The organism is Kordia algicida OT-1 (assembly GCF_000154725.1).
In the GTDB taxonomy this organism is placed as follows: domain Bacteria; phylum Bacteroidota; class Bacteroidia; order Flavobacteriales; family Flavobacteriaceae; genus Kordia; species Kordia algicida.
Map to the genome: position 1 here is coordinate 1,628,061 of NZ_DS544873.1, position 22,677 is coordinate 1,650,737.

At 35.1% G+C, this 22,677-nt stretch carries 13 protein-coding genes; all 13 read right to left on the reverse strand.

The genetic code is table 11. The features are described 5' to 3' along the window. Positions 1-7 precede the first annotated feature (7 nt). Entirely contained in the window at positions 8-649 is a 642-nt protein-coding gene (locus KAOT1_RS06845) for a response regulator (protein ID WP_007094024.1), read from the reverse strand. Positions 650-676: 27 nt separating this feature from the next. Next, on the reverse strand, positions 677-2,782 hold the full coding sequence (locus KAOT1_RS06850) for a tetratricopeptide repeat-containing sensor histidine kinase (RefSeq protein ID WP_007094025.1): 2,106 nt from the start codon (positions 2,780-2,782) through the stop codon (positions 677-679). 20 nt (positions 2,783-2,802) lie between these two features. Then, positions 2,803-3,234 (reverse strand): hypothetical protein, encoded by a 432-nt coding sequence (locus KAOT1_RS06855; RefSeq protein WP_007094026.1) that lies wholly within the window; start codon positions 3,232-3,234, stop codon positions 2,803-2,805. Between the two features lie 136 nt (positions 3,235-3,370). Continuing rightward, on the reverse strand, positions 3,371-4,039 hold the full coding sequence (locus tag KAOT1_RS06860; RefSeq protein WP_007094027.1) for a hypothetical protein: 669 nt from the start codon (positions 4,037-4,039) through the stop codon (positions 3,371-3,373). Between the two features lie 69 nt (positions 4,040-4,108). Then, positions 4,109-4,591 carry a hypothetical protein gene (locus tag KAOT1_RS06865; RefSeq protein ID WP_007094028.1) on the reverse strand — a complete coding sequence of 161 codons (483 nt, stop codon included), beginning with the start codon at positions 4,589-4,591 and terminating at the stop codon, positions 4,109-4,111. 349 nt (positions 4,592-4,940) lie between these two features. Beyond that, entirely contained in the window at positions 4,941-5,972 is a 1,032-nt protein-coding gene (locus KAOT1_RS06870; RefSeq protein WP_007094029.1) for a zinc-dependent metalloprotease family protein, read from the reverse strand. Positions 5,973-6,042: 70 nt separating this feature from the next. Continuing rightward, positions 6,043-7,347, reverse strand: coding sequence for an ATP-binding protein (locus KAOT1_RS06875; protein ID WP_007094030.1), 1,305 nt, complete (start codon positions 7,345-7,347; stop codon positions 6,043-6,045). A gap of 181 nt (positions 7,348-7,528) precedes the next feature. Then, on the reverse strand, positions 7,529-10,270 hold the full coding sequence (locus KAOT1_RS06880) for a patatin-like phospholipase family protein (RefSeq protein ID WP_007094032.1): 2,742 nt from the start codon (positions 10,268-10,270) through the stop codon (positions 7,529-7,531). 143 nt (positions 10,271-10,413) lie between these two features. Then, positions 10,414-11,037: a hypothetical protein gene (locus KAOT1_RS06885; protein WP_007094034.1), complete on the reverse strand. Its 624-nt coding sequence runs from the start codon at positions 11,035-11,037 to the stop codon at positions 10,414-10,416. Then, positions 11,034-12,587 (reverse strand): hypothetical protein, encoded by a 1,554-nt coding sequence (locus tag KAOT1_RS06890; protein ID WP_157560078.1) that lies wholly within the window; start codon positions 12,585-12,587, stop codon positions 11,034-11,036. Before KAOT1_RS06890 ends, KAOT1_RS06885 begins: the two co-directional genes overlap by 4 nt. Continuing rightward, on the reverse strand, positions 12,506-14,953 hold the full coding sequence (locus KAOT1_RS06895; protein WP_007094036.1) for a phage tail protein: 2,448 nt from the start codon (positions 14,951-14,953) through the stop codon (positions 12,506-12,508). The genes KAOT1_RS06890 and KAOT1_RS06895 overlap by 82 nt, the downstream gene beginning before the upstream one ends. A 29-nt stretch (positions 14,954-14,982) precedes the next feature. Beyond that, the gene (locus KAOT1_RS06900) at positions 14,983-16,746 is read right to left on the reverse strand and encodes a contractile injection system tape measure protein (protein ID WP_007094037.1); all 1,764 of its coding nucleotides are present in this window, start codon (positions 16,744-16,746) and stop codon (positions 14,983-14,985) included. A 3-nt stretch (positions 16,747-16,749) separates the two neighbouring features. Further along, positions 16,750-22,575 (reverse strand): hypothetical protein, encoded by a 5,826-nt coding sequence (locus KAOT1_RS06905; protein ID WP_007094038.1) that lies wholly within the window; start codon positions 22,573-22,575, stop codon positions 16,750-16,752. Between the last annotated feature and the right edge of the window lie 102 nt (positions 22,576-22,677).

Sequence of the window (22,677 nt, forward strand, 5' to 3'; positions counted from 1 at the left end):
AATGGTTTTATAGTTCTATAAATTTATGTTGAATAGCATACGTCACCAATTCCGAAACAGAATGAATGTTTAGCTTGCTGTATAGGTTTTTTTTATGCGATTGTACCGTATTTACTGAGATGAAAAGAAGTTCGGCGATTTCTTTGGTTTTTTTGTTTTGTGCGATGAGTTTTAAGATATCTATTTCCCTTGGCGTGAGTTTTACGTGTGTTGCTTGCTTGTTTTTGGATTCTTCCGAAGTATTTAATAAGATTTCTGTCAATCTTGGGTCGTAGAAGTTTTCGCCGTTATAAACTTTCTGAATGGCTTCTACAAGCATGGTTTTGCTCGTACTTTTTAAGACATATCCTTTTGCACCTTTTTCAATGGCTTTTTTGATATATTTTGCCTGATCGTGCATGGTGAGCATTAACACGTTTTGTGATAGTTTTTCTTCTTTTAGCGTATCTAACACCACCAATCCGTCCATTTCTGGCATGGAAATATCGAGAATGAACACATGTACTTCGTGATTGTGTAAATGCTGAATCGCTTGTTTTCCCGAAGTAACGATGTGAATATTATAGTTGTTTTCGCTTTCTAACATGACTGCAATGCCTTCCGAAACTAAGTTATGATCGTCGCAAATGAGCAGTTGTATTTTTTTCATTGGTTGGCTGTTTTAAAGAATTTCAAATCATATTGGTATGTCAATGGTTACGGTAGTTCCGCGTTTTTTGTTTGAATCGATATGGTAGTTTCCTTCTATGATTTGTACTTGTTTGCGAAGGTTTTTTAATCCAATTCCGTTAAAATGTTGTTGCATATCAAAGCCTTTTCCGTCGTCTTCTACCATGATATTTATGTGATCTGTATTTTTGGTAATGTAAATGGTTAAGTTAGTAGCTACTGCATGTTTTAAGGTATTGTTAACCAATTCCTGTAAGATTCTAAAGATAAAAATACTGATTTGAGAGTTTTGGAAGTTTTCCAAACCGTGAATTGCCGTGTGTACTTTTAATCGTTCGTTTTGTACTTTTTCTGAAAAGTTCGCAATCGCATTTTTTAGATTGAATTCTGGAATCGGGTCTTGGTCAAAACGATGTGATATACTTCTAATTTCCATCGTAATCGTATTGATGATTTGCATGGTTTTGTCATACAATTTTTTAGTGCCGTTGTGCGCTTTTAAGACGTTTTCATCAAATGCCTGAAAGTGAAATTTCACGGAAGTGAGCAAACTCCCAATATTGTTATGTAATTCTTTTGAAATTGCTTCTTTTTCTTTAGATCGTGCTGTGAGTGTCGCATTGATGATTTCGAGTTCCTGATTGTTTACTAGATTTTGAATGCGTTCTTGCAATAATAATTCTTGTTGTTTGGCAAGCTGACTCGTTGTTTTTTTTAGTTTGTAAAAGTAAAAAGCAATGACAGAAACTAAGCAAAGAGTGAGTCCGAAGACAATTAAATACGCATAGAGTTGTTCGTTTTCTTTTTGTTTTCGCAACGCAATTTCTTCTGCCAAAGCGCGGTCTTTTTCTAAAGAAGCGACTTCTATTTTTTTCATTTTTGCTTGTGCTGATTTTTGCAATGCTGCAATTTCCCAAAGTTTTTCTTCGTTAAATACGGAATCGTTCAACTTTTCGTAGGCGATTCTGTAGTTGTACGCATTTTTAAAATTTCTTTCCTGAAAAGCAATTTCTGCCTGTTTTTTGACCAAATAACGCTCAAAAGTGAGTTTTTCTTGATTTTTTGATAGCAATATTGCTTTTTTTAGTTCGTTTTTGGCTTTTGCAATTTGACCTTTCGTTTGATACATCGCTGCTTTTGAAAGATGGATTTTTGCCAAATAAGAAGCTTTTTCTGTAGTTTGTAAATGGTTTTCAGCTTTGTCTAAATATTCAAATGCAACCGAATGATTTCGATCTGAATACAATTCCGCAATATTTAAGTAACCTTCTACCAAAGCAGAAGAATCTTGTGTTTTTTCTTTGAGTTGAATGCTTTTTTTAAAATATTCTAACGAAAGTGCATCTTCATTTTTTTCATAAAATAACGCGCCAAGATTGTTGTATAGTTTTGCAATTTCTGTTTCGTTTTCTTTGTTTTTATAATGTTTTAAAGCCTTTTTATAGTAGAATTCTGCTAAATTATAATCTGAAGATAAACTGTACACATTTCCCAAATTTGTATAGGTTTTAATCGTTTGTCGGCTCGTCGTATCATCTTTATTTAATAGTAATGATTGTTGCAAATGATATACTGCAACATCATACACGCCTTTTTTTACATATACATTTCCCAAGTTGGCATGTGTTGTACTCCGTTGTTTGTTTGTAATACTACTATCTTGAATTGACAAGGCTTTTTGATATACTTCCAACGCTTCATCATACAACTCATTTCGTTTGTATAGCAAGGCTTTTGTGTTGTATACTGCACGCAAACCCACGTAGTTTTTAGTTGCAATTTCAAGTCGTTCCGCTTGTTGTAACACTCGAAAAGCACTGTCTAATTTTACTTTGTGATTCCAGTAATAGGCTTGAATTCTGAGACTTTTGGCAATTCCTTTTTTGTAATTATGAATAGTTGCGATTGAATCTGATTTTTTAGCGACCAAAAAAGATGTTTCCCATTGTTTGTCAATTATATTTGAAAATGCTTCTGTGTTTAAACTGTCTACAAGATTGCGAAATTCATCATTTTCTGCAGATGCTACTTTTTTACATTGTGTCAATTGTATGGCAGTGAAAAGAATTGCAAAAAATAGTAAAAAACGCTGTGCTTGAAATGGTAAGTTCATTGGGTAATTTCTTAAGTAGGTTATGAATGTGATTGATCGATAAGATCAGAATCTTCATAAGTAATCACCTTGCGTTTGGTGCCATCTGGTCTTGCATCTTTTACCTTCACTTCTACCACAAATACTGAGTTTTCATCGTTGTCAAATTTAAAATCAATTCCTTTTTTTGGATCTTTTATGATTTCGAATTTATGTTTATTTTTAAATATCGTTTCAGAAGACACTTTTGTTTTTGGAATGAGATATATACTCAATTTTAATACATTTAAAACAGCAGTTTTGTCTTTGTTGAATGCTTCCAGATTGTTGATATCTTCAGAAGAAACCTCTTTAAAATCAATATCAAATGTTGTTTCAACAGTGAGTTCGACATGTAATTGATTGGTAGTTTCTTTATCTTCTCTGGCAACAACCATTTGTACAGATTTGATTGGATTTTTTTCAGTTTTCATAATATGGGTTGGTTTGGAATTAGTATACTATGAATTTAATCAAATTTTCTGTCATAAGTATATCTTCAGAATCTTCTTTTATTTTAAGAAAATACAGCGTAATTTTTTAATGAATTACGCTGTATGAAATTGCTAGTTATAAGATTGCTTCATGATGTTCAATCAAAGAAGTATCTGCATTTCTTCCATTCGGAATGAATTTTCCTGTACTAGAATCGTATGCTAATGAAATGGTATCAATGCCGCCACCAAATTTTACAGCAGTCATTTGAGAAGTCACATTTGTTACCACGGTATTGCTTATCGTATTCGATTCTAACCAAATATATACCGTTGTATAAGGCGTCATTACAGCATTGTGCGCTCGTAACACAGGAACTGCCGAAATAGCGTTTCCTGCGATTTCTGTGCCGTTTACAGTAGCATCTTGATACAATCCTACAGTCATATATGGCTTTTCAGCATATTGATTTTCCAATGCGTACGAATGTGGTTTTCCGCCAGTTGCTGGACCAGTAATTGTGGCATTCGATTCTAAAGTATATTGTTTGTTTTGAATCGCACCAACAGGAACATTTGATAATTGACTTAGCTTTGCGCCACTTACAATTTCACTCGTTGAAGCGTAAATTCCGTATTCTTCTGTCCAACTTAATGTGTTTGATTGCATTGGTTTGAATACTTGCCAAGCTACGTTTGGACTTCCATCTTTTGTTGGTTTTGCTACCACAACATTCACTCCTGCGATGTAGATATTTCTTAATTGTTCGTCCGTGAATGCGGTATTTAGTTTAAATTCTGACATGTTATTTTTATTTAATTGATTTGCTCCTACTCTATTTAGGCTTTTCGGAATACGCCTTTGTTGCGACTATTATTTACATGTACACGCGTGATTGTTTCCTGCTAATAATAGCAAAGCCATATCGCCAGAAGACAAATCTTTTACATTATTGCTCGCAAATGCTAATGGCATTGGTAAGGAAATATTGAAGCTTGTTTCTTCACATTTTTCGCCAAGAAAAGGCACATCGATACATCCTTCTAAACTCAGTTTAAAGGATATTTCAGCATCAGTAACTTTAAAATTTCTTACCGAAACTTTAATTGTAATTCTTGGTATCGGACTGAACTCAAAATCAGTATCTGCGTTGAAAGAAAAGGTTTTGGTAAAGTTTCCTAACGGACTTTCCGCAGTTAAATTGATCGTTACTTCTCCGTCACCTTCTGCAACTAATTCTGCACAAGCTTTTAAACCAAATATTTCTGGTGTGCATCTTTTTACGGCACGCAAATCAAATCCTTGATATACGGCGTTGTTTTCAACTTTTGTAACACTTTTGTAATGGGTTGACATAATTTTGTTGGTTTTAAAAAATTTTATTCTTACTCTGTTAAGGCTTTTCAGATTCCGCCTGCTAATGACCATTATTTTTGTACACTTCAAAACTATTGCGCAACTCCACGCCATAAAACACATGTATGTGTGATTTTTGTCTCACCTGTTTATGTGATATTTATCTTTTTTCTACTAATTTCTATGACAAAAAAAACACGCAATACCTTTTATTTTAGGTAATTACGTGTTTTTCAGTATTTTTCTCTAAAACTTAGGTTAGCTACGATACTGCTTCATTTTTTGACATAAAAAAAACTCCAATCCATTACAGATTGAAGCTTTTCTAGTATTACTGGTTATGTTTTTTTTAGAATGAAGACGAACTATTTCCGCCACCTTCACAGGTAATTCCTAGTGTGATTGCGTTTGCGTTCATTTTCATGTGTTGCACTACCGAAAAACCTGTTCTACAGCTTCCGTAGTACGACATAATGTTTTGTAAACTAGGATCGTATGGTGTGTTATCACATAAATCTGCAAAAGTTGGATCAACCGTATATACGCAGTTTTCTATGTTTGTTGTAGGTAAAAACGTGATGTCTGCTGGCGTATCAATGACTAAATCTCCTGTTGTATATCCGTTAGAAAAATCGGCGCATTCGAGTCCAAAATCTTCTTTATGCGTGTGATACAATCCTAAGCTATGTCCGACTTCATGCGAAACGGTTGAAGCTTCTAAGTGTCTATTATCTTCTGTAATAATGGTGGCTCTGTTGTCCATAATTCCTGCGGCACCACCAGCATTTCCGTTAGCCAAGTATAATGAGCCAACTAAGTATATGTTTAGCATATTTGCTTCGTATAAGTCAGTATTTTGCAATAATGCATTGTATTCTGTTGGATTATCAATTTCAAAATACGTATCTGAGTTTAAAGTATCATTTCCTGCATTGGTAAATTGAATGCGTTTTACATCTACTAATGTGCTTACGATTCCTGAAATATGTACGTTAAAAACACTGTTGAGGTTGTTGATGATTGTTGTCATGTCTGCTTCTGCTGCACCACCTGTTCCATCACTTCTTCGAATAAAGTTAAATTTTACCTTGATTATTATTGGAGAAGGTTCGTAGAATGAATTGGTATTTTGATTGATGTCATCTTCATCATATACAACACCTGTTTGATTGTCATGTGTTACCACACATTCTATAAATGGTCGTACAGGTTCAGGGTATTTTATTGGATATTTGTCTGGATAACGTACAGCTTCTGTTCTTTTTTGTACATCTTCTTCTGTTGAGATTTCTTCTTGTGAACATGATACAATAATGAGTAATGCACTGCAAAGAAATAATAAAATTAGATTGACGCTGAAGGTTTTGCTTAACTTTTCCATAATTGAACTTTTGTTGTTTGTTGTATAGTTCTTTTTGGAACGATTTGTTACCCAAAGTTATGTATGATTTTTACACCATTCTGCCTTCTTTGATAAATTCTCTTTGAATTGCGTTGATTAAAAGTTCGTCAGTGAGTTTTGTTCCACCGTTGGCTAAGACTTGTAAACACGCATATTGTACAATGTTTACAATGTTGGCTCCTGTAACTTCATAGTCTTCTGAAATGGTTTGTAAATTCAGTTCGTCAGCTATAAAAGCTTCTGGGATGTATTTTTGCCAAAGTCGTAAACGTTCTGGAATTCCTGGACTTTCAAAGTCTATAATCGATTGAAATCTTCTGGTAAATGCTTTGTCAATGTTACTTCTGTAATTGGATGCTAAGATCACCAAACCTGAGTGCGATTCTATGCGTTGTAGTAAGAACGAAACTTCTTGATTGGCGTATTTGTCATGTGCATCGCGCACGCCTGTACGTTTTCCGAAAATGGCATCGGCTTCGTCAAAGAACAGAATCCAGTCTTTGTTTTTGGCTTTGTTAAAGAGATTGGATAAGTTTTTCTCAGTTTCTCCAATGTATTTTGAGATGACTAATGATAAATCGATTCGATATACGTCTTTTCCTGTATGTTTTCCCATCAAGCTTGCTGTAAGCGTTTTTCCAACTCCTGGCGCACCAAAAAACATGACTTTATATCCTGGCTTGATTTTGTCTTTCATGTTGAAATCGTTTAGCAATGTTTCGTTATGTTCCATCCAAACTAGGACATTATTGACTTCGTTGAGCGTTTTGTCATTTAAGACTAAATCGTCCCATTCCATTTGTGTTTCTAGTAATTCTGCTGGAAACCCTTGACTGAGCTTTGGTTTTGATACCGAACCGTACACGAATAGTTCTACGTATTCAATGTCTAATAATAGTGTTCCGCTTATTTTCGGTTCGCCCACAGGCACATTTCCTAAAGAAAGAATCGAATTTTTATAGAAAGGATGTTCTTCATTGAAGATAGAAATGATAAAGTTTCTCGCCCTGTAATTGTTTCCCACTACAATAAATATGGCAGTTTCGCCCGTAGGAATGATGCCGCGATATTGCGTTCCTTTTACGCCTCCAAATTCTGGAAAGTCGCTTCCGTCAGGAAAGTATTCGGAAAGTATGTTGGTTAGAAAACCTGGTGCAATGTATGGCAACATGGAAAGTAATAAGATGAGCGTTTCAAAGATTTGAAAGTCATTTTCTATGATGAATTTTGAAAATTCTGAATCGTCATTCGCAAAATCAAACGTAGGAAAGTCAATTTGTTCGTCACTTCCCGAAACTTCTACCAACCTGTAGCGTACGGCTTGTTTTATATAGTCAATAAGTTCTGTAGTCATGTCTTTTCAAATGAATTTAGTAGCGTATTTTCAAGTATTTTACATACCTGAATATCCACCATAAATAAAAGAAGACTTTTGATGTTATAAAACCGTTGAAACACTTTTTCTAAGGGTGTTTTTCCCCTTTTTTGCTTTATAATCGAGATTTTTATACTTTGCAAACTCGTCACAAAATCGTTTATTCTTTTATTCCCAATTGTGTTTTTAGTTCTGCAACTCTTAGCTTGATAAGAGAATCGCGTTCTAGAATTTTGTCGTAATAGTTTAAGGTACTTTTGCTTAAGTGTCGCGCCAATGTAGGTTCATACGTATCCCATTCGAATTTGTTTTCAAGATTTTCCGTTCTTTCAAAGATTTCGTTGTTTTTCTCTCGAATGAACCCAATGAGACTGTCACGAATTTTCAGTTTTTCATTATTATCAATAATTCCCATGACTTTTCCGCCAATAAAACCTTCTACATCATCAATGGTAATAACTCTTGGTAAGTATATTGGAATGTGTTTGACGCGATATTTTTTCGAATTATTTGCAATTTTGATAGAATCCATCATCGTTTCATCAAGTTTTCTACCACGTTTTTCTAGACGTTTGATGAGATCGCTAAAGTAGTCTGGATTCTTGTCTAAATTTGCGCCAGCACTGATAACCGCAGAGAGATTTCCTTGTTCGTCTTCATCAAATTGTAAAAAATCTGTGTTTATTTTTTCTTGAAATCTTTCTAAAATGTATTTGATGTAATTGGATTTTCCATTAATGATTTCCACAAAGATTACATTCGTTTCTGGCTCAATAATCGCATCATCGCTGTTTTTTAGGTAATCGTACCAATCTAAACTTGTGAGCAATCCGCTATTGTCTATCGCGCCAGCATCAATAAAATGTCCGTAACCTTTTATTTTTGCTGCAGGACTGAATCCTGGGAAGCGATTGGTACACGAAACAGCTTGATAGAAAGAGACGATTGCCCGCTTTTCTTCGTTATTTTCTAACGTAATTGGTTCTAATTGCGCTAAATTATCAGCATTTAAAAATAAGTCTCTTTCCGTTTGATTGTATCGAACAGAACTGAAAACTCCACGTCTTCCGTTGGTTTTGGAAGTGTTGACTAATAATGCAGGGAAATATCCATTTAAATCATAAATATTTTTTTTCCAGTAGCTTTGAAATGACTCGTTGGTCAGCATTCTGTGTTCTTTTTGTTTTTTACCTTCTAATAAATTTTGATAAGCAACCATGGAATAATAGGCTCTGTCTTTATGTTGGCTTATTTCTTTGAATCCTGTGGCTTTTCGAATAAAATCCCAACCAAGCGTATACGAAATGTCTCGGGAAGCATAATCTTCTGAAGCAACTGTATCAATTCTTTTTTCGATTAAATCGAAACGATTTTGTACATTTTTTGGAAATTGTCCTGATAAAACGGCATACATGGAAAGTCCCATCATTCCACCAGAGGCACCAGAAAAAGAAGCAGTTTGATCTAAAAATGCACCGTTGGTTTTCTTTTGAATGTGATTTAATACTTTCATCGTCCAGATATTTGCTTTTAAGGCACCACCATGCGATGCTACAAATATGAGCGGCTTGTCGTCTTTGATACGTTGTTGAAGTTCATTTCTGTAGGTTTCCATTTTTACCACGTCATTATCTGTACGAGGATTTGCAGACTGTGTATCGAGAGCATGTACGCTACTTTCTCTCCAAATCATTGAAGTTCCTATAATAATTATCATTATGACAAGATAATAGGTTGTTCTTCTACGACCACATTTTACAAATTGTTCTTGATCTTCCAGTGGAATGATTCTGGAAATTTTGCTTTCTTCAATTCCTGAGTGTTTTTTGTAAATGTCTTCGTCAATTTCTCCTTTTTTGAATGCTTCACTTTGGTGTTTCATCGCCTGAATTACAAAAAGATATTTTAGAATACATGCCAATCCGTAGTAAATGATGTATAGATATCCGAATAAAATGACCATTGCATTTACAATTTTATACCCATACGCCACAGCAATGTTACTATAGATGAGTAATCCGAGAATTAACAAAGCAATGATAAAAAAGAAGACTACATAGTTGAAGTTTACTTCTATTTTTCTAATGAGAAATACAGATGCAAAGTCGTAGAGTTTTGATCGGAATAGTCGGAAATATATATACGTAAGTGCTAAACTGAGTGTGAGAAGTTGTAAGAGAATGTATGATGTAAAGTTAAAACTTGTGCCGTATGCGGTAATTAATAGTAAAATGACCGAAAGTATGGTAATTACATAGAATATGATAACGCCTCTTGTATAGAATTTGTTGTAATTGTCTGTATTCTCATTGTTATTTTCTCTGTATGTTTTGTTTTCTTTTTCTATGCGTTGTTTTTTAGGCAACATGTATAGAAGTATCAAAAATGGTGTTCCGTAGAGTAAAAAATTGATTCCCCAAAAGATGTCTACACTTCCAAAAGCAAATAGTAGTTTGGGTTCGTAGGTTTTGTAAATATAGTACGTCCAGATGGAAAAGATGCAGAGTCCCAAACTGTATCGAAAGAATTTTGCCATGTAATCCTGTTCATAGTTTTGATTGGTTGTAATAGCACTTTTCGGCTTTTTATTGAAGGTAAATATTTTGTAGAATCCTAACCAAATGTGCGCATACCAGTAGTTTTCATCTTTACTATCATTGATATCTTTTGCATAGTAAATATAGATTGGGTAATGCGAGATAACCAATGCAAATACAGAAATGATAATGTAACATAGTATGAGTGATGTGGCATCGCGTTCAATCATATCGACTAATAGTGTGTATGCTTGATCGAGTGCTTTGACTAATAAAAAGATCACAATTAAGATGATGATACTTAGAAAAGAGGAACGACGAAACTTGTTGAGAGAAGCAAAAAAGTTGTATAATTTATTACCCATTTTTGATAAGATTTGATTGTTCTTCTTTCTCTTCTTTGGTTGGATTGGTTGCCATGACAGTACGATTTACTTTTGTTTTTTTAAATATACAAAAATAGATTTGTGGGGTTTATACCTATGTTTGGGGATTATTTGCAATGAAGCTATTCGCCAAATATTTCTTTTATGTAATGTTGCATTCTTTCATTAGACTCGGTTTCTGGATATAACATGTTATATTCAAACCCTAAAAACCCTTTGAATTTAAAAATCGTATCTAAATATTCTTCAAAACTAAATGGTGCTTTCGCGAATCCTGTAGTGCCTTCTTGAATATAATATATTTCATCAGACATTATATCATCTTCTACTAAAAAACCTAATCGTAAGTACTCATCATGTTTATTAAAATATCTAAAATTTTTTACATCTTCCAATTCCTCTGCTTCCATATTCCTAGTCCAATATTCGGACAATAGTTTTTCATCAAAAGCTGTCATTTCTGCTAAATCAAGAATATTTATGTCACCATAAACTTGTTCATCTTCTTTACTGTATTTAGTGATTTGATTATTTTCTACTAAGTTACATTTCCAATAAATTTTCACATAAGAAACTTCATTGTAAAAATTTACTATTATTTCTGGTATTTTGTAATTTATAACATTAAGAATTACTCCAACAAGTGCGTCATCAGTAGCTTCTCCTATAGCAATTTTTTCTATAATTACATATTGATTCTCATTCAGTTGTTCTACCAATTTCTTAAATTTTTCTTGTAATATCATTCAATTTTCACTTTTTTCTCAACTGAAATTAAATTCGTAAGTTCAGTTATGTGATTAGTTCTTAAACTTTTTAATCGTCTCGATGGTTGTCCTCCTTCTTTTGGTGTTAATGAATCTGAATACATTAATTTCAAGCTAGCTATTAAATCAGCTAAATTTTCAAAACCACCATTAGTTTCTTTAAATTTATCCCTACATGTCAATATATCACGAGCAAGTCCACTCTTGATTCCCTTACTTTCTAGTATTGGTCTTCCAGCTACGTTTAAATTTGGTGGTCCACCTAAGTTAGGTAATCCTACGGAAATAGGTACAGATGGTCCTTTTGTCTTTGGTATAAATTTATCTGTCGTACCTTCTTTCCGTTTTAGTTCTCCAGAAGCTATTCTTATTTTAGTTGGTATATTTTTATCATCACCTGTTCTTGAATCATCATAAGTAGCATCAGTAATATAATAATAAAATTTACCTTGTTCTTTTATTTTAGGAATCATTTTATGCTCAACGGTTTCCATTTGTGAGTTCGCCGATTGACTTATTGGTGCCATATTCCAATTCACTCCAGGTCCATGTAATTGTTCACTTAGGAAGTGTCCTCTTACCCATTGATCCGTTGCATCTTGTGCGTAACCTGTCCATCCTGGTGGTTTTTCTTTAGGCGTAGAGCCTGTAAATTCTCCAGGTAAATATGTCAATGGCCAAGCTTTTACATTTCCCGCTCTACCTCCTTTTTTCTTACTTGTTATTTTGGTTCTAACCGTTTCATCATTTTCATTACCAAATTCAAGGGCAGATAATTTATTAGCAAAAGTTTGCATTGTTTTTCTCAATTTTTCAGTTGCTTTTTGATATTCATATCGTTTAGACCTTTTCTTTTTCTTATCTGGTTCTGCTTTGTATTCTTTTTCTTTATTTAAAACATCATTTTCTTCTGTGATAACTGTAGTTTCATAGTAGCTTAAAGCCTTTCCAATATTTCCTTTTTTTGTTTTATCTTTCTCTTTGTTTTTTTTGTCTTTTAAGAATTTTTCAACCGGAGTCGGATCACTAGCAACATAGAAAACTTGTTTTTTCCCTTTTTTCTTAATGAATAATGTATGATTTCCGCCATCTTTTGATTTGAATTTGTTTTTGAACTTTAACCAACCAATCAATTTCGTAGCGATATCTTTTACCTTCGCTTTCCCCTTTTTTACCAAACCTTTGAAAGCCTTTCTAGCTTTTTTAATCACTTTATTGATGGCTTTGTCAATACGCTTGCGAAACACGCTTGATGATTTTCTGCAACTTTTGCCGTTAATCCTGTCACACCAAACTAAATGCCGCCAAGAAAACCAATGAGTATTGGAAGTGTTTTTGCCAAGGCTTTTTCTATCGATTTTGCCAAAAGTTTCTACACCACCAGAAGCCAAGGCTTTGATTCCTTCTATGAACGCCGTAACGAGTTCAAATATTTGTGCGGCGCGTTCTATGAGAAGCGAACGACATCTATAATGAGCATTGCCGCTTTTACAAAAGCTCCTGCTGGACTGAGTAATCCCATAATCCATTTGATTCCTGCTTCTACGACTTTCGTAATAATCATGTCGCGAATGGCGTCCATGACCGTTTCTTTTAAGTCATTGAATTGATCTTTGATATATTCCCAAAGTCCTTCTACACCTTTTTCTTTGATGATGGTAAAGACTTCTACCGCTTTTTCCATGCCTTCTACAACAGGTTCTCCTAAGAGTTTTACAGCTTTGCTTCTAAAGTAATCCCACGTTAATCCTAAGATTTGCATGACTAGGTTAAAGATTCCTTTGAGACTGAATAGATTATCCGGAATGGTGATTCCTACGCCACCTAACGAACCTGTTAACCATTCTATCAATCCAGTGATTAGGTGTGTTTTGATGTTTGCAAAGAAGTATTCAAACCCAAGTTTTATTCCCAAGAAAAGATTTTTTAAGAAACCTATCGGATCGGTAATGATTGCCGTAATGGCATCTACCAACGCCGCAATGAGCGTGAATAACATGTCTTTTATTTTCAGAATTGTTTCTACAATTCCTTTTAAGAAGTTAAACGCCGCTTCTAACCACGATGAGCTTACGCGTTCTTTGATTTCGTCAAAGGTAGCGCGTAGACTGTCTACATTTTCTTTGTATTGTTTGGCTAAGTCTTGCGCCAATTCTTGTTCTTTAGAAGCTACGGTTTCTTCTAAGTCTGAATATTTATCATTAAAGGTGTCTAGAGAATCTTTCGCGAGTTCTTTTTGCTTTTTATCCAATCCTTGGTAAAAGGTATCCATTTCCGTTCTTCCTGTTTCAATTAACGTCATAGATTCATTGAGACCTTTTGCAATGACACCCGCAATTTTGTCAAATATTTTATCAAGCTTGTTGATGAAAACTCTTTTTTCTGTTTGGAATACACCTTCCACAGCACCAGCGTTTACATCTTCACCCGCAAAGAAACTTGCAATACTATCGTCAATGGTTGTCCAACCATAAATATCGCTTAGCTTTTTCTCTACACGACTTTCAAAAGATTTTTTAGCGTTTTCTACAGCACCACCTTCTGCAAAGTAAGCATCGACATCAGTAGAAATTTTATCCAAACGTTTTCCAACAGCTTCTTTGGTTTTGTTGTAAATACGTGTAAATTCTTTGTTGATGCGTTTTTGTTCGAGTTTATCCTGACTTTCATTGGTACTTTGTGCGCCTGCAACTTCTTTAAAGTCGCCTGCACGTTGCGAAAACATAGCTCCCAATTTGTCTTGTCCGGCATGTCCAGCAACAGTTTTTGCATCGCCAAGTATCGCATTTTCCTTTTTACGATAGGTTTTTGGGGCTTTTTTCGCTTCTTCTTTAGCTTTGTTTTTGGAATCGAGTGCTTCGGTAAATTTTGGCTCGTTGGCATTGGCAAGTTGCGAATCGGTAATTTTATTTTCTTCCATGAAATCATCCAAAGAATCACTCTCCTTTTCCATGGAAATTTCAGTTTTATGCTTTGGTTTTACCGTTGCCGATTTTTTGTTGATTGGTTTCGGAGCTTTTCCAACATCATCAATTGGAAGCGCTTTTGCTTCTACCGTTTGTGCTGTACTTTTTGGCGGATTTGGATCTTTAGCATTGCTCGCTAACGGACCTGCTAGTTTGTCTTTTTCTTCCGTAACATTACTGTTTACGTTGCCTTTTACTTTGTCTAACGGTTTGTCTTTTTCAAATTGTTTTGCGCTATCTTCATCTGTTGGTAAGTTGTCTTCTAAGGTTTTTAGCTCTTTTTCAAGCGATGCTTTGAAGGTTTCTTTGGTAAATTTCTTTTTGGTCGCTTCTTTTGAAGTCGCTTCCATACTTCCATAATGTGCTGCACGATCATTTACTTTTTGCTGATCTTGTGTCGGCAATACAGCAGCTGCTTGTACTTCTGCGGCTTTGGTTTCTGATTTTGGATGTACTTCTTGTTCTTCTTTGACACCTTTTACATGTTGTAATGTGTCTTGAAAAGCTTTGTCATTTTCAGGTTTTGAAGGTGTTTTGATAACTTTGTATTCCTTCTTTTTTGCTTCTTTACCTTTTGGTGCGCCACCATCTTTTGTAGTTTGCTTTTTATCACCTTTTTTCTTGCCAATTGCAGCATCAGCTTTGCCTGCTTTTGCTACTGCCAAACCTGTTTTTGGTGTTTTTTCTTGAATGTTTGCTCCTGATGTTTTTTTACTTTTGGTAGTATTGTTTCCTTGCGTATTTTTGGTTTCGTTTATTTTGCTTGGTACGTTTTCCGTTTTGGGAACTATGAACAATTCTGCCTTTTTATCGTCAGTAGCTTTTTGCTGTTTCTTTTTTGCTTTTTGGGGCGCAATGAACATGTTCGACTGAGAAGATTTCCCCTTCGATTTGTCCGTAGATTTTTTTTGCGCCCTAGCTGTATTCATCTTATTTTATGTATTGTTGTTTGTTTTGTTTACCATTCAATGTGTAGCATTTTCTCCATCCATTTTAAACGAATTAAGCTGATGTTCCACGGAACTTGTTTTAGCAAAATGTCTTGCGCAGCGCCTTCAACAGTGAGTTTGATGTCTTCTTCCGTTATTTTTAGTACTCCGTCGCGTTTTAGGAACATGTCACGCAATGTGTTGATCGTACTTCTTTTTAATGGTGTCCAATGTTCTAAAATGGCTCGCAGTAATTCTTCGCAAGCATTTTTGTCACTTTCTGTTAACGGTGTTTCATAATCTACAATGGTTTCTTGCGGAATTCCTAGGAGTATTTTTTCCAACGTAAATTCTACATCAGTGCCATTTTCAGTTTCTGTAGCCAAGTAATGTAGCAACATACAAGCTCTACCAAAATCGTTGATTTCGTTATTTTCTGTGAGCAATTCGACACCACTGAGAAACCTTTTAATGAAAGGATTTAAGAGTATTAATCCCGATTTTTCTGTGGTTAATCCGATGTCGTCTGTAACTCTTTTTTGTTTGTCCGCTTCCGCGAGATTTGTTCTTGCTTCTTTTCGCGATTTGTGTTCCTCTTTGTCAGTACCTTTGTTGTTGGTTGTTCCATTTTTTTCGTTACTGTTTTGTAGATCGTTCGCTGATTTGCCAGTTGCTTCTGTAATTGATTGATCCTTCGCTGAGGCATTTTTTGTTTCCGAATTTTCTACCGAATTCTTTGTTTGCACTTGCTTCTGTTCGTCTGCTAGTTTTAGATTGCGTTTTTTACGATTTGCTTCTTCTGTGTTGGTAGTTGATGACTTTTCAGTTGTTTTTACTGTTTTGTCAGTTGTTTTTTGCGTTGCTTCTTTACGCGTTTTATTTTCCGAAATTGTATTAGTTGTTGAAGTTTCTGTTTTAACAGTAATATCTTTGGTCACTTTAGCAATGGTAGAAGCGTTGATTGTGATTTCCTTTCCTGCTTCATACTGTGTAATGGCTTGTATTAATGCTATAGATAGCTGTTTTTCGTTACAGTTTTTCAATTGTTTTCCTTCGGCTTTGGCTTTGGGTTGTAAGAGTTGCAACAAGGTTTTTGAGAATTGCGTTACTGAAGTACTAAAACCGAGTGTTTGATGCCAAATTTTAGCTTCTGAAGTTGCATAGTTTAGCGTAAAACTTTTGGTGATTGCTTTTAGAAATTCTTGAAAGAATGTAGCTTCAAGCGTTACGTAATTTGAGGTTATTTGCTGTTTGCTTTCTATGATGCTCAATAGCTTTTCGTAATCATTCCGCAGTAGCGACAACATACGCGCAATGGTTTCTGAGTTTGTGGCAAATATTGTTCTTAGTTTTGTTCTTTCTACGGAAGTGAACTCCACAATAGCGTTCAGCCAATCTTTAAAGGCTTTTACAGAAATATGCGCAGGCAATATTCCGCTAGAGAGATACGTAACCAATGCGTCAAAGGCAGAAGCTTCTCGTGTGGTTTTTGCAATAAGCTTACCATCACGAGAACTTCCATCAGCGTTTATAGACATGAGTTGCTGATTGATTTGCTGCATGATTTCTTTCGTTAAACTTTGCAGGTCAATATCATTTACCTCAACATTGATTTCAATGCTATCAATCGTGCATTTGGTATTGGGATGTTTTTTGTCCCAATTGTCACAAACATGTGCTACTCTTGGTAAGAGTTTTTCTTTAAAGAAATTGACATAGTATTGCTCCCAAGACACGGATTTGTCGTTGTAATTAATGTTTACATCAAACGCTATGTCGTGGATTGTATGCATGGATTAGATACCCTTTGTAATTGAATATGTGTTGTTTAGATTGTTTTTAATGTTATCACCTTTATTATCGAATGTATTTAGGTAATCATCATTTATTCTTGATCGTGAGTTGTCACCATAATCTGCATTTCTGAGATTTGACAAACTTATGATTCCTGTCATCAGCGAAGCCGCATTGTCATTATCTACGCAACGCAATAGTTCTAATGATGATAGTTCTAATACTTCATCAAGTTTTAAAAAGACATCTTTAGAATTGGCAAAACGTATATCTGTAATGTATTTTTCATCTAAATCTAATCGCAATCTATTTAAGTTGTTGATTTCTGAAATACGATCGTTGTTTAAGTTTTTAGAACGTTTTATTTTTTCATAAGTAGCCTGTAAAGGATTGAGAATGTCTTCTACTACCGTATCAGATATTCCTCGATTTTCAAATAAACCTTTGAGTGCTACAATATCATCTGGAACTCTTAATATGTTGAGACGTTCTTCGTACGGAGTTGAACATACCAATCGTCCTAAAGGATTTGTGGTACCTGTTCCTGGATTTGTTGGTCCTGTTGGTCCTGTTGGATCGATCGGATCTGTCGGAATTGTTGGTCCATCGTTGCTTGGCACTGTTACCGTTACCGTTTTTGAAGAAACACATTCTAAATTGTCTACTCTTATTTGTAGATTGTATCGAATGCTTCTTGCGCCACCTTCTGCTTGTACTCTATATGTTAATGGATTTGGTAAAACTGGCGTTAAGGTTTGTCCGCTAATAATGTCTACTAATCTGTAGTTCATATAGTCTCTTTGTCCGTAATCGTGAATAAATCTAAAGAGGTATTGTCCGTTATTCACCGCTGAATTGTTGGTATCATGCACTAGAGATTCATCTGCTGGCATTTTGAATACACAAGTAGTATCGACTATTTGATCGTCTATCATAAACTCAATTGGATTTCCAATTTCGCTATCCGGAATTTGTGCAGGTACAAATCTGTAATTGCCGTTTTCTCTGATTAGGAATTGTTCTGGAGATTCTTCTTGTGGCGATGTGATGTCAAAATCATTAGGATCTACCGTGATTATTACTGATAATGGCGTCGTGCCATTTTTCCAACAGTATTTGTCTATTAATCCTAAATTTTCTGGTGTATCTGGTGTTGGTGCAGAATGTCTTATTTCTACAGGTATTGAGTCCGTTTCACAAGGGTCAGTATCCATTAATTCTGGTTTTACACAAACTTTTACGGTATACGTTGTAATGACACTTCCATTTGTTGCAATGGTATGTTCGGCAGTGTTTTCTATGAGGTTTCCATTATTGTCAAACCATTTTATGTCTAAATATGCTTCTGGATTGTGTACGCTAGGCATATTCAACGTTGTAGTAAGATTTAAAACAACATCATTATCTTCCCAACGTAACAATACATCTTCTGCAAAGATTTCGTTTTCGTTTGGTATTCTGTATACTGTGGTTGAAGTTATTTCAACACCTCCAATTTCAAAGGTTAGCAATTCTCCTATTCTGCCATCTCCAATTTGCGACGGATTGAAAACATACGAGTTTCCATCATTGCTAGGAGTTATTAAATCACTACCAAATGGAGAGGTAATTTCGGCATCTTCTGGTGAAACAGGAATGGTAATTTCTGGAATCGGATTGAGATCATCAAAACAATATCCTCGCTCTAGCTCAAAAGTTGGTCGTGTGTAATTGATAGTTATAGGCACTTCTACTTCACAAGCATGTATAAGTCCTAAACCTGGTTTTACACATACCAACACTTTAAATGTAACATTCACTTCTCCATTTGGTGCAGGAACTCTAAAGCCTAAAAGGTCTTCATCTGCTATAGGATTTCCTTGATCGTCAAACCATTTTATTTCAAGATAGTTTTGCGGATTTGCAACTCCTGGCACTCTTGGATTTGCTGTTAAATCGACGATCACACTTTCGCCATCCCAACGAACAAATTCTTCATTAGCTCTTACATTTTCTTGTGAAGGAACTTTGTAAATTGTTGTGGTTGCAACAAGGGAATCGTTTAGAAAGACTTGTATAGGTTGTCCTATTTCGGCATTGGTAATGTTTCCTGATTCAAAGGTAACTACACTAGAAATTCGCTGAATAAGATTGGTTGCTGCAGACGTTGTTACATTATCGTCAAGACCGACACTGAGTTCTATAGATTCAGGGAAACAAATTCCTCTTGGAATGTCTAATGTAGGACGATTTAGAGAAATATCTATATCAAAGAAAACAAAGCAAGAATCTTCTAAGCCGCTAACGCGCATTTCTACTCTGTACATGCCGCCTGCCATATCGCCATCAGCTGGAATTTCTATATTTTCAACAATTCTTGAGTCTCCTATTTCGCTATTGTTATTATTTAAATCAATCCACCTGTATTCTATGTACGTTTCTGATTCAAATTGATGTCTGACCAATAGATTGATGATGACACTTTCAGAAGTCCATTCCACAATTTCGTATGGCAATAGTGCATTTCCTTCTTCATCTCTGTTGACGAAAGCCGGAAGCATGGCAACTACCGTACTTTTGTTTTCTATAAGCGTCCCGTTGACGCGAAATTTAATGTCTTCTCCGGCTAATGTTGGTGGAACTTTTGCTGGATTGATAAAATAGTTTCCTTCATCCGTTATTTCTATAAAACTTGGTCCATCAGATGGTTCTTGTGGTGATGTTAGGAAAGCTCCAAATGGCATGACTGTTATTGGAACCCAAGTTGGAGACGTTTCCGTTAGCCTATAGCAAATGGTGTTTATAACTTCAATATCTTCTGGAACTGGTCTTGATTCGTTCACGGGAACTTCAACATCTATTTCACAAACTCCAGGTTCGTTTTCTATTCCAATAGTTACAATCAGCGTTTCTTCAAATGTTGTTCCTACATTTTCAAAAGAAATTGCCGAAAGATCCGTTCCTGTTCCTATTTCAGATCCGTTGGCGCGTTTCCACATATATGTGTAGTTGTATGCATATGGAACTGATTCATGAGTTACCGATAGGTTTACTGAGATGCCTGCATCACTCCATTCTGGTGAGTTGTAGTTTGCTGTAATGTCTGTTGGAAATTTGAATACACAGATTTCCACAGGTGTTTTTGGTGTTTTTCCATCTACTAAGAAAGTTAAGGTTGTTCCTATGAGGTTGTCTGGTACTAAAGTAGGATCAAACGCATAACCATTTTCTGTTTCTACAATAAAACCTTCTCCTTCTAAAGAAGTAACTACACCATCTGATGGACTTATAATGAAATCTACTTGCCCTTCATCTGCTGGCAAGCAAAATTTTGTTTTAGAGATGGCAAGTGTCGTTTCTGGTTCTTCACTGTATACGATTGTTTCTGGCGGACAGTCTGAACAACACATGTATGGTAGGGCAAAGTCGTATAGTACTTCTCCATTGTATGGTTTTAATACGGTTGTGCCATCTAGGTCTTCTTCAACACTTCCGATGTATACCATAAGGAATGTTCCTCCTTTTGGTACGCCTCCCATGTGTTCTAAACCAGGATGTTTTGCTATGAGATGTGAAAGTATGAGTTTGTTGTAAATGCTGTATCGAATGTCGTCAATTTGAGTTTTTAACCATGAGAAACGTTCTTTTAGACAACATAGTTTTGATAGATCGTAAATGTAATATTCATACATTTTATCGTGTGTATTGCTTCCAAAACTTGAGTTTTCTCCTGCTTTTGATATTTTGAATAGTACTTGATCTACGTTTGAGCATAGTAATTCAATAGCATCATTGAGTGCTTTCCATTTTTCTGTATTGTATATTTCATCTAATGATTTTATGAACAGTCTTTTGATTTCTCTGAGACTGGCAATGATTTTTACAGCAGATTCCGTGTAAAAGAAGTAATCATCAGGAACAACATCATCACCATTTGAAAGCTGATCGATGATTTGTAAAGCAATATTTGATAGATATACCGCAGAAACATTTTGTGTACCTGCATATGAATACGCTTGATCTATGGCGTAACTGATAGAGTTTTGATATTGCGCCTGTGAATCATTTTTTGGATTTTGTGTACTTGAGTTTACATTGATCGTTTTTTCTGAGGTTTTTTCAAGATTTATTTTCCCTGTTGTTGCTGATTTGTTGAATAATTCAAATGTTTGTCCAGACAATTGAGCTGTTAGCAACGGAAATTTAGTAGTGCTCGTGCCATTGTCTCCTAAGTTTTTGTATTGGTAATTTTCAAAGAATTCTATGGCGCTTTCTGCCGTACAACAAAATTCTTGTTCCCAAGTATTTAGTAAGATTGAATAGTCTTTGGTGTCACATTTGTCATCTTCAATAGAAACTTTTTTTACAGGAAATCCGATACTGACAGCTTTTACATCAAAAGCGAGGTTGTACTGTTTTTTTAAGGTTCTTATTCTTTTGAGAGCTGTGCGATAGTCTTTTCCTAAATGTCCTTCTATTCGGTAAAAATCTTTGTCTAAATGACTGAATTTTAACGGTTCTTGTACACACGGAATGTTTTTAAGTTTTAATACATGATAGCCCAATTGATTTTTGGGTTTTCGTTGCTGAATTGATACAGGATTCCAATTTGACACTAATGCATTTCTAGTCTGATAGTAATATGGAATGCTGCGCTCACTCAACTTGTATTCGTAACTTTTGGAAGGAGTTGCTTTTATTGTCGCCGTTTTCGGATTTGGTATTTTGTATTCTTTTAGTTGATTGTAAAACCGAATGCATAATGCTCTTATTGCCAATAAGTTTTTATCATTTTGAGAAACCGTAGGCGACGGATAGAAACTGTGACGTCTGTGCATACGTAAGTTTTCATCTAAGGTTCCTAGCAAAAGGTGTTTTGGAAATGCTTTAATGTTGGCAACACATTCAAATTTTGTATGTAAGATAAGTTCGCGAATTTCACGATAGGTATCAACTAAATCTTTGAGTAGATCATATTTATACTGAATGTAATTTTGTTGCCCAACTGTAAAAATAGTGTCTATGTAATTAGTGATTTCGTTGATATTTACTCCATAATGCAAAAAGTTAATGCGATGATTGAAACGTTCAATAATGGTTTTAATCGCAGTTTTTAATTCTTCTTTGAGATAAAAAGTTTCTTTGAATTGATTGTGAATTGAAAGTCCAGAGTTTACATTTCCGCTATTTAATAACAAACGTGGCACACACAACTCTGGAAGTGAATCGTAGTATGCCAATACATCATGACTTCTGTAAATGGTATCTCCTGCAATGAGTTTGGCGTAATTGCTTTTGTGGGTGAGTAAAAACTTTATATTACTATATACTTTGTTTCCCGTTTCGTCACAACCAGAACCGCCACACAAACCTTCATCTTCTGTATAGTTTTCAACATATGCTAATACTATGTAATCTTTGAGTGTTCCTTGTACGTTAGTTGTAAAAGAGGAAAGCGGATGCTCATCCAGTGGACGACCCGCTCCCTCTTGTTCATAGATTTCATATACCTGTGTCCCTTCAAATAAAGCGTAAGCCGCTCTGTCTGTCAAGTTCGAATAGTATTGAAACCTACGTGTCTCTGTTTTTATAATGTCGCCATCAGTCGTAATTCCGACTCCTTGACCTATAATAATTTCATCTTCAGAATATGAAACAATATTCATTCCGCATCCAATCCCAACTCCGATTAAGTACACGCGACTCACACGGTCTTGATCTTCGAAGTAATTTACAACTTTATTTAGATTTTTGTGCGTTAATACCTGATCTGGCAAAAATTCTTCATAGATATTGCCTTCTGTGTTTAAGATATTTAAATACGGGTCTTTTTTCTCTATTGTTTTCATCTGTGTTGTATTTTTTGAATGATTGAATTAGATTGCTACGCTTTTAGAATTTAGACTGCTGCGCTTTTAGATCGCTACGCTCTGAGATTTCTTTAGAAGGTT

Coding starts and splice junctions, on each gene's coding strand:
- KAOT1_RS06870 (WP_007094029.1), bottom strand. CDS start 5,972: ATGGAAAAGTTAAGCAAAACCTTCAGCGTCAATCTAATTTTATTATTT.
- KAOT1_RS06855 (WP_007094026.1), bottom strand. CDS start 3,234: ATGAAAACTGAAAAAAATCCAATCAAATCTGTACAAATGGTTGTTGCC.
- KAOT1_RS06850 (WP_007094025.1), bottom strand. CDS start 2,782: ATGAACTTACCATTTCAAGCACAGCGTTTTTTACTATTTTTTGCAATT.
- KAOT1_RS06845 (WP_007094024.1), bottom strand. CDS start 649: ATGAAAAAAATACAACTGCTCATTTGCGACGATCATAACTTAGTTTCG.
- KAOT1_RS06905 (WP_007094038.1), bottom strand. CDS start 22,575: ATGAAAACAATAGAGAAAAAAGACCCGTATTTAAATATCTTAAACACA.
- KAOT1_RS06895 (WP_007094036.1), bottom strand. CDS start 14,953: ATGAATACAGCTAGGGCGCAAAAAAAATCTACGGACAAATCGAAGGGG.
- KAOT1_RS06880 (WP_007094032.1), bottom strand. CDS start 10,270: ATGGGTAATAAATTATACAACTTTTTTGCTTCTCTCAACAAGTTTCGT.
- KAOT1_RS06875 (WP_007094030.1), bottom strand. CDS start 7,347: ATGACTACAGAACTTATTGACTATATAAAACAAGCCGTACGCTACAGG.
- KAOT1_RS06890 (WP_157560078.1), bottom strand. CDS start 12,587: ATGGATTATGGGATTACTCAGTCCAGCAGGAGCTTTTGTAAAAGCGGC.
- KAOT1_RS06885 (WP_007094034.1), bottom strand. CDS start 11,037: ATGATATTACAAGAAAAATTTAAGAAATTGGTAGAACAACTGAATGAG.
- KAOT1_RS06865 (WP_007094028.1), bottom strand. CDS start 4,591: ATGTCAACCCATTACAAAAGTGTTACAAAAGTTGAAAACAACGCCGTA.
- KAOT1_RS06860 (WP_007094027.1), bottom strand. CDS start 4,039: ATGTCAGAATTTAAACTAAATACCGCATTCACGGACGAACAATTAAGA.
- KAOT1_RS06900 (WP_007094037.1), bottom strand. CDS start 16,746: ATGCATACAATCCACGACATAGCGTTTGATGTAAACATTAATTACAAC.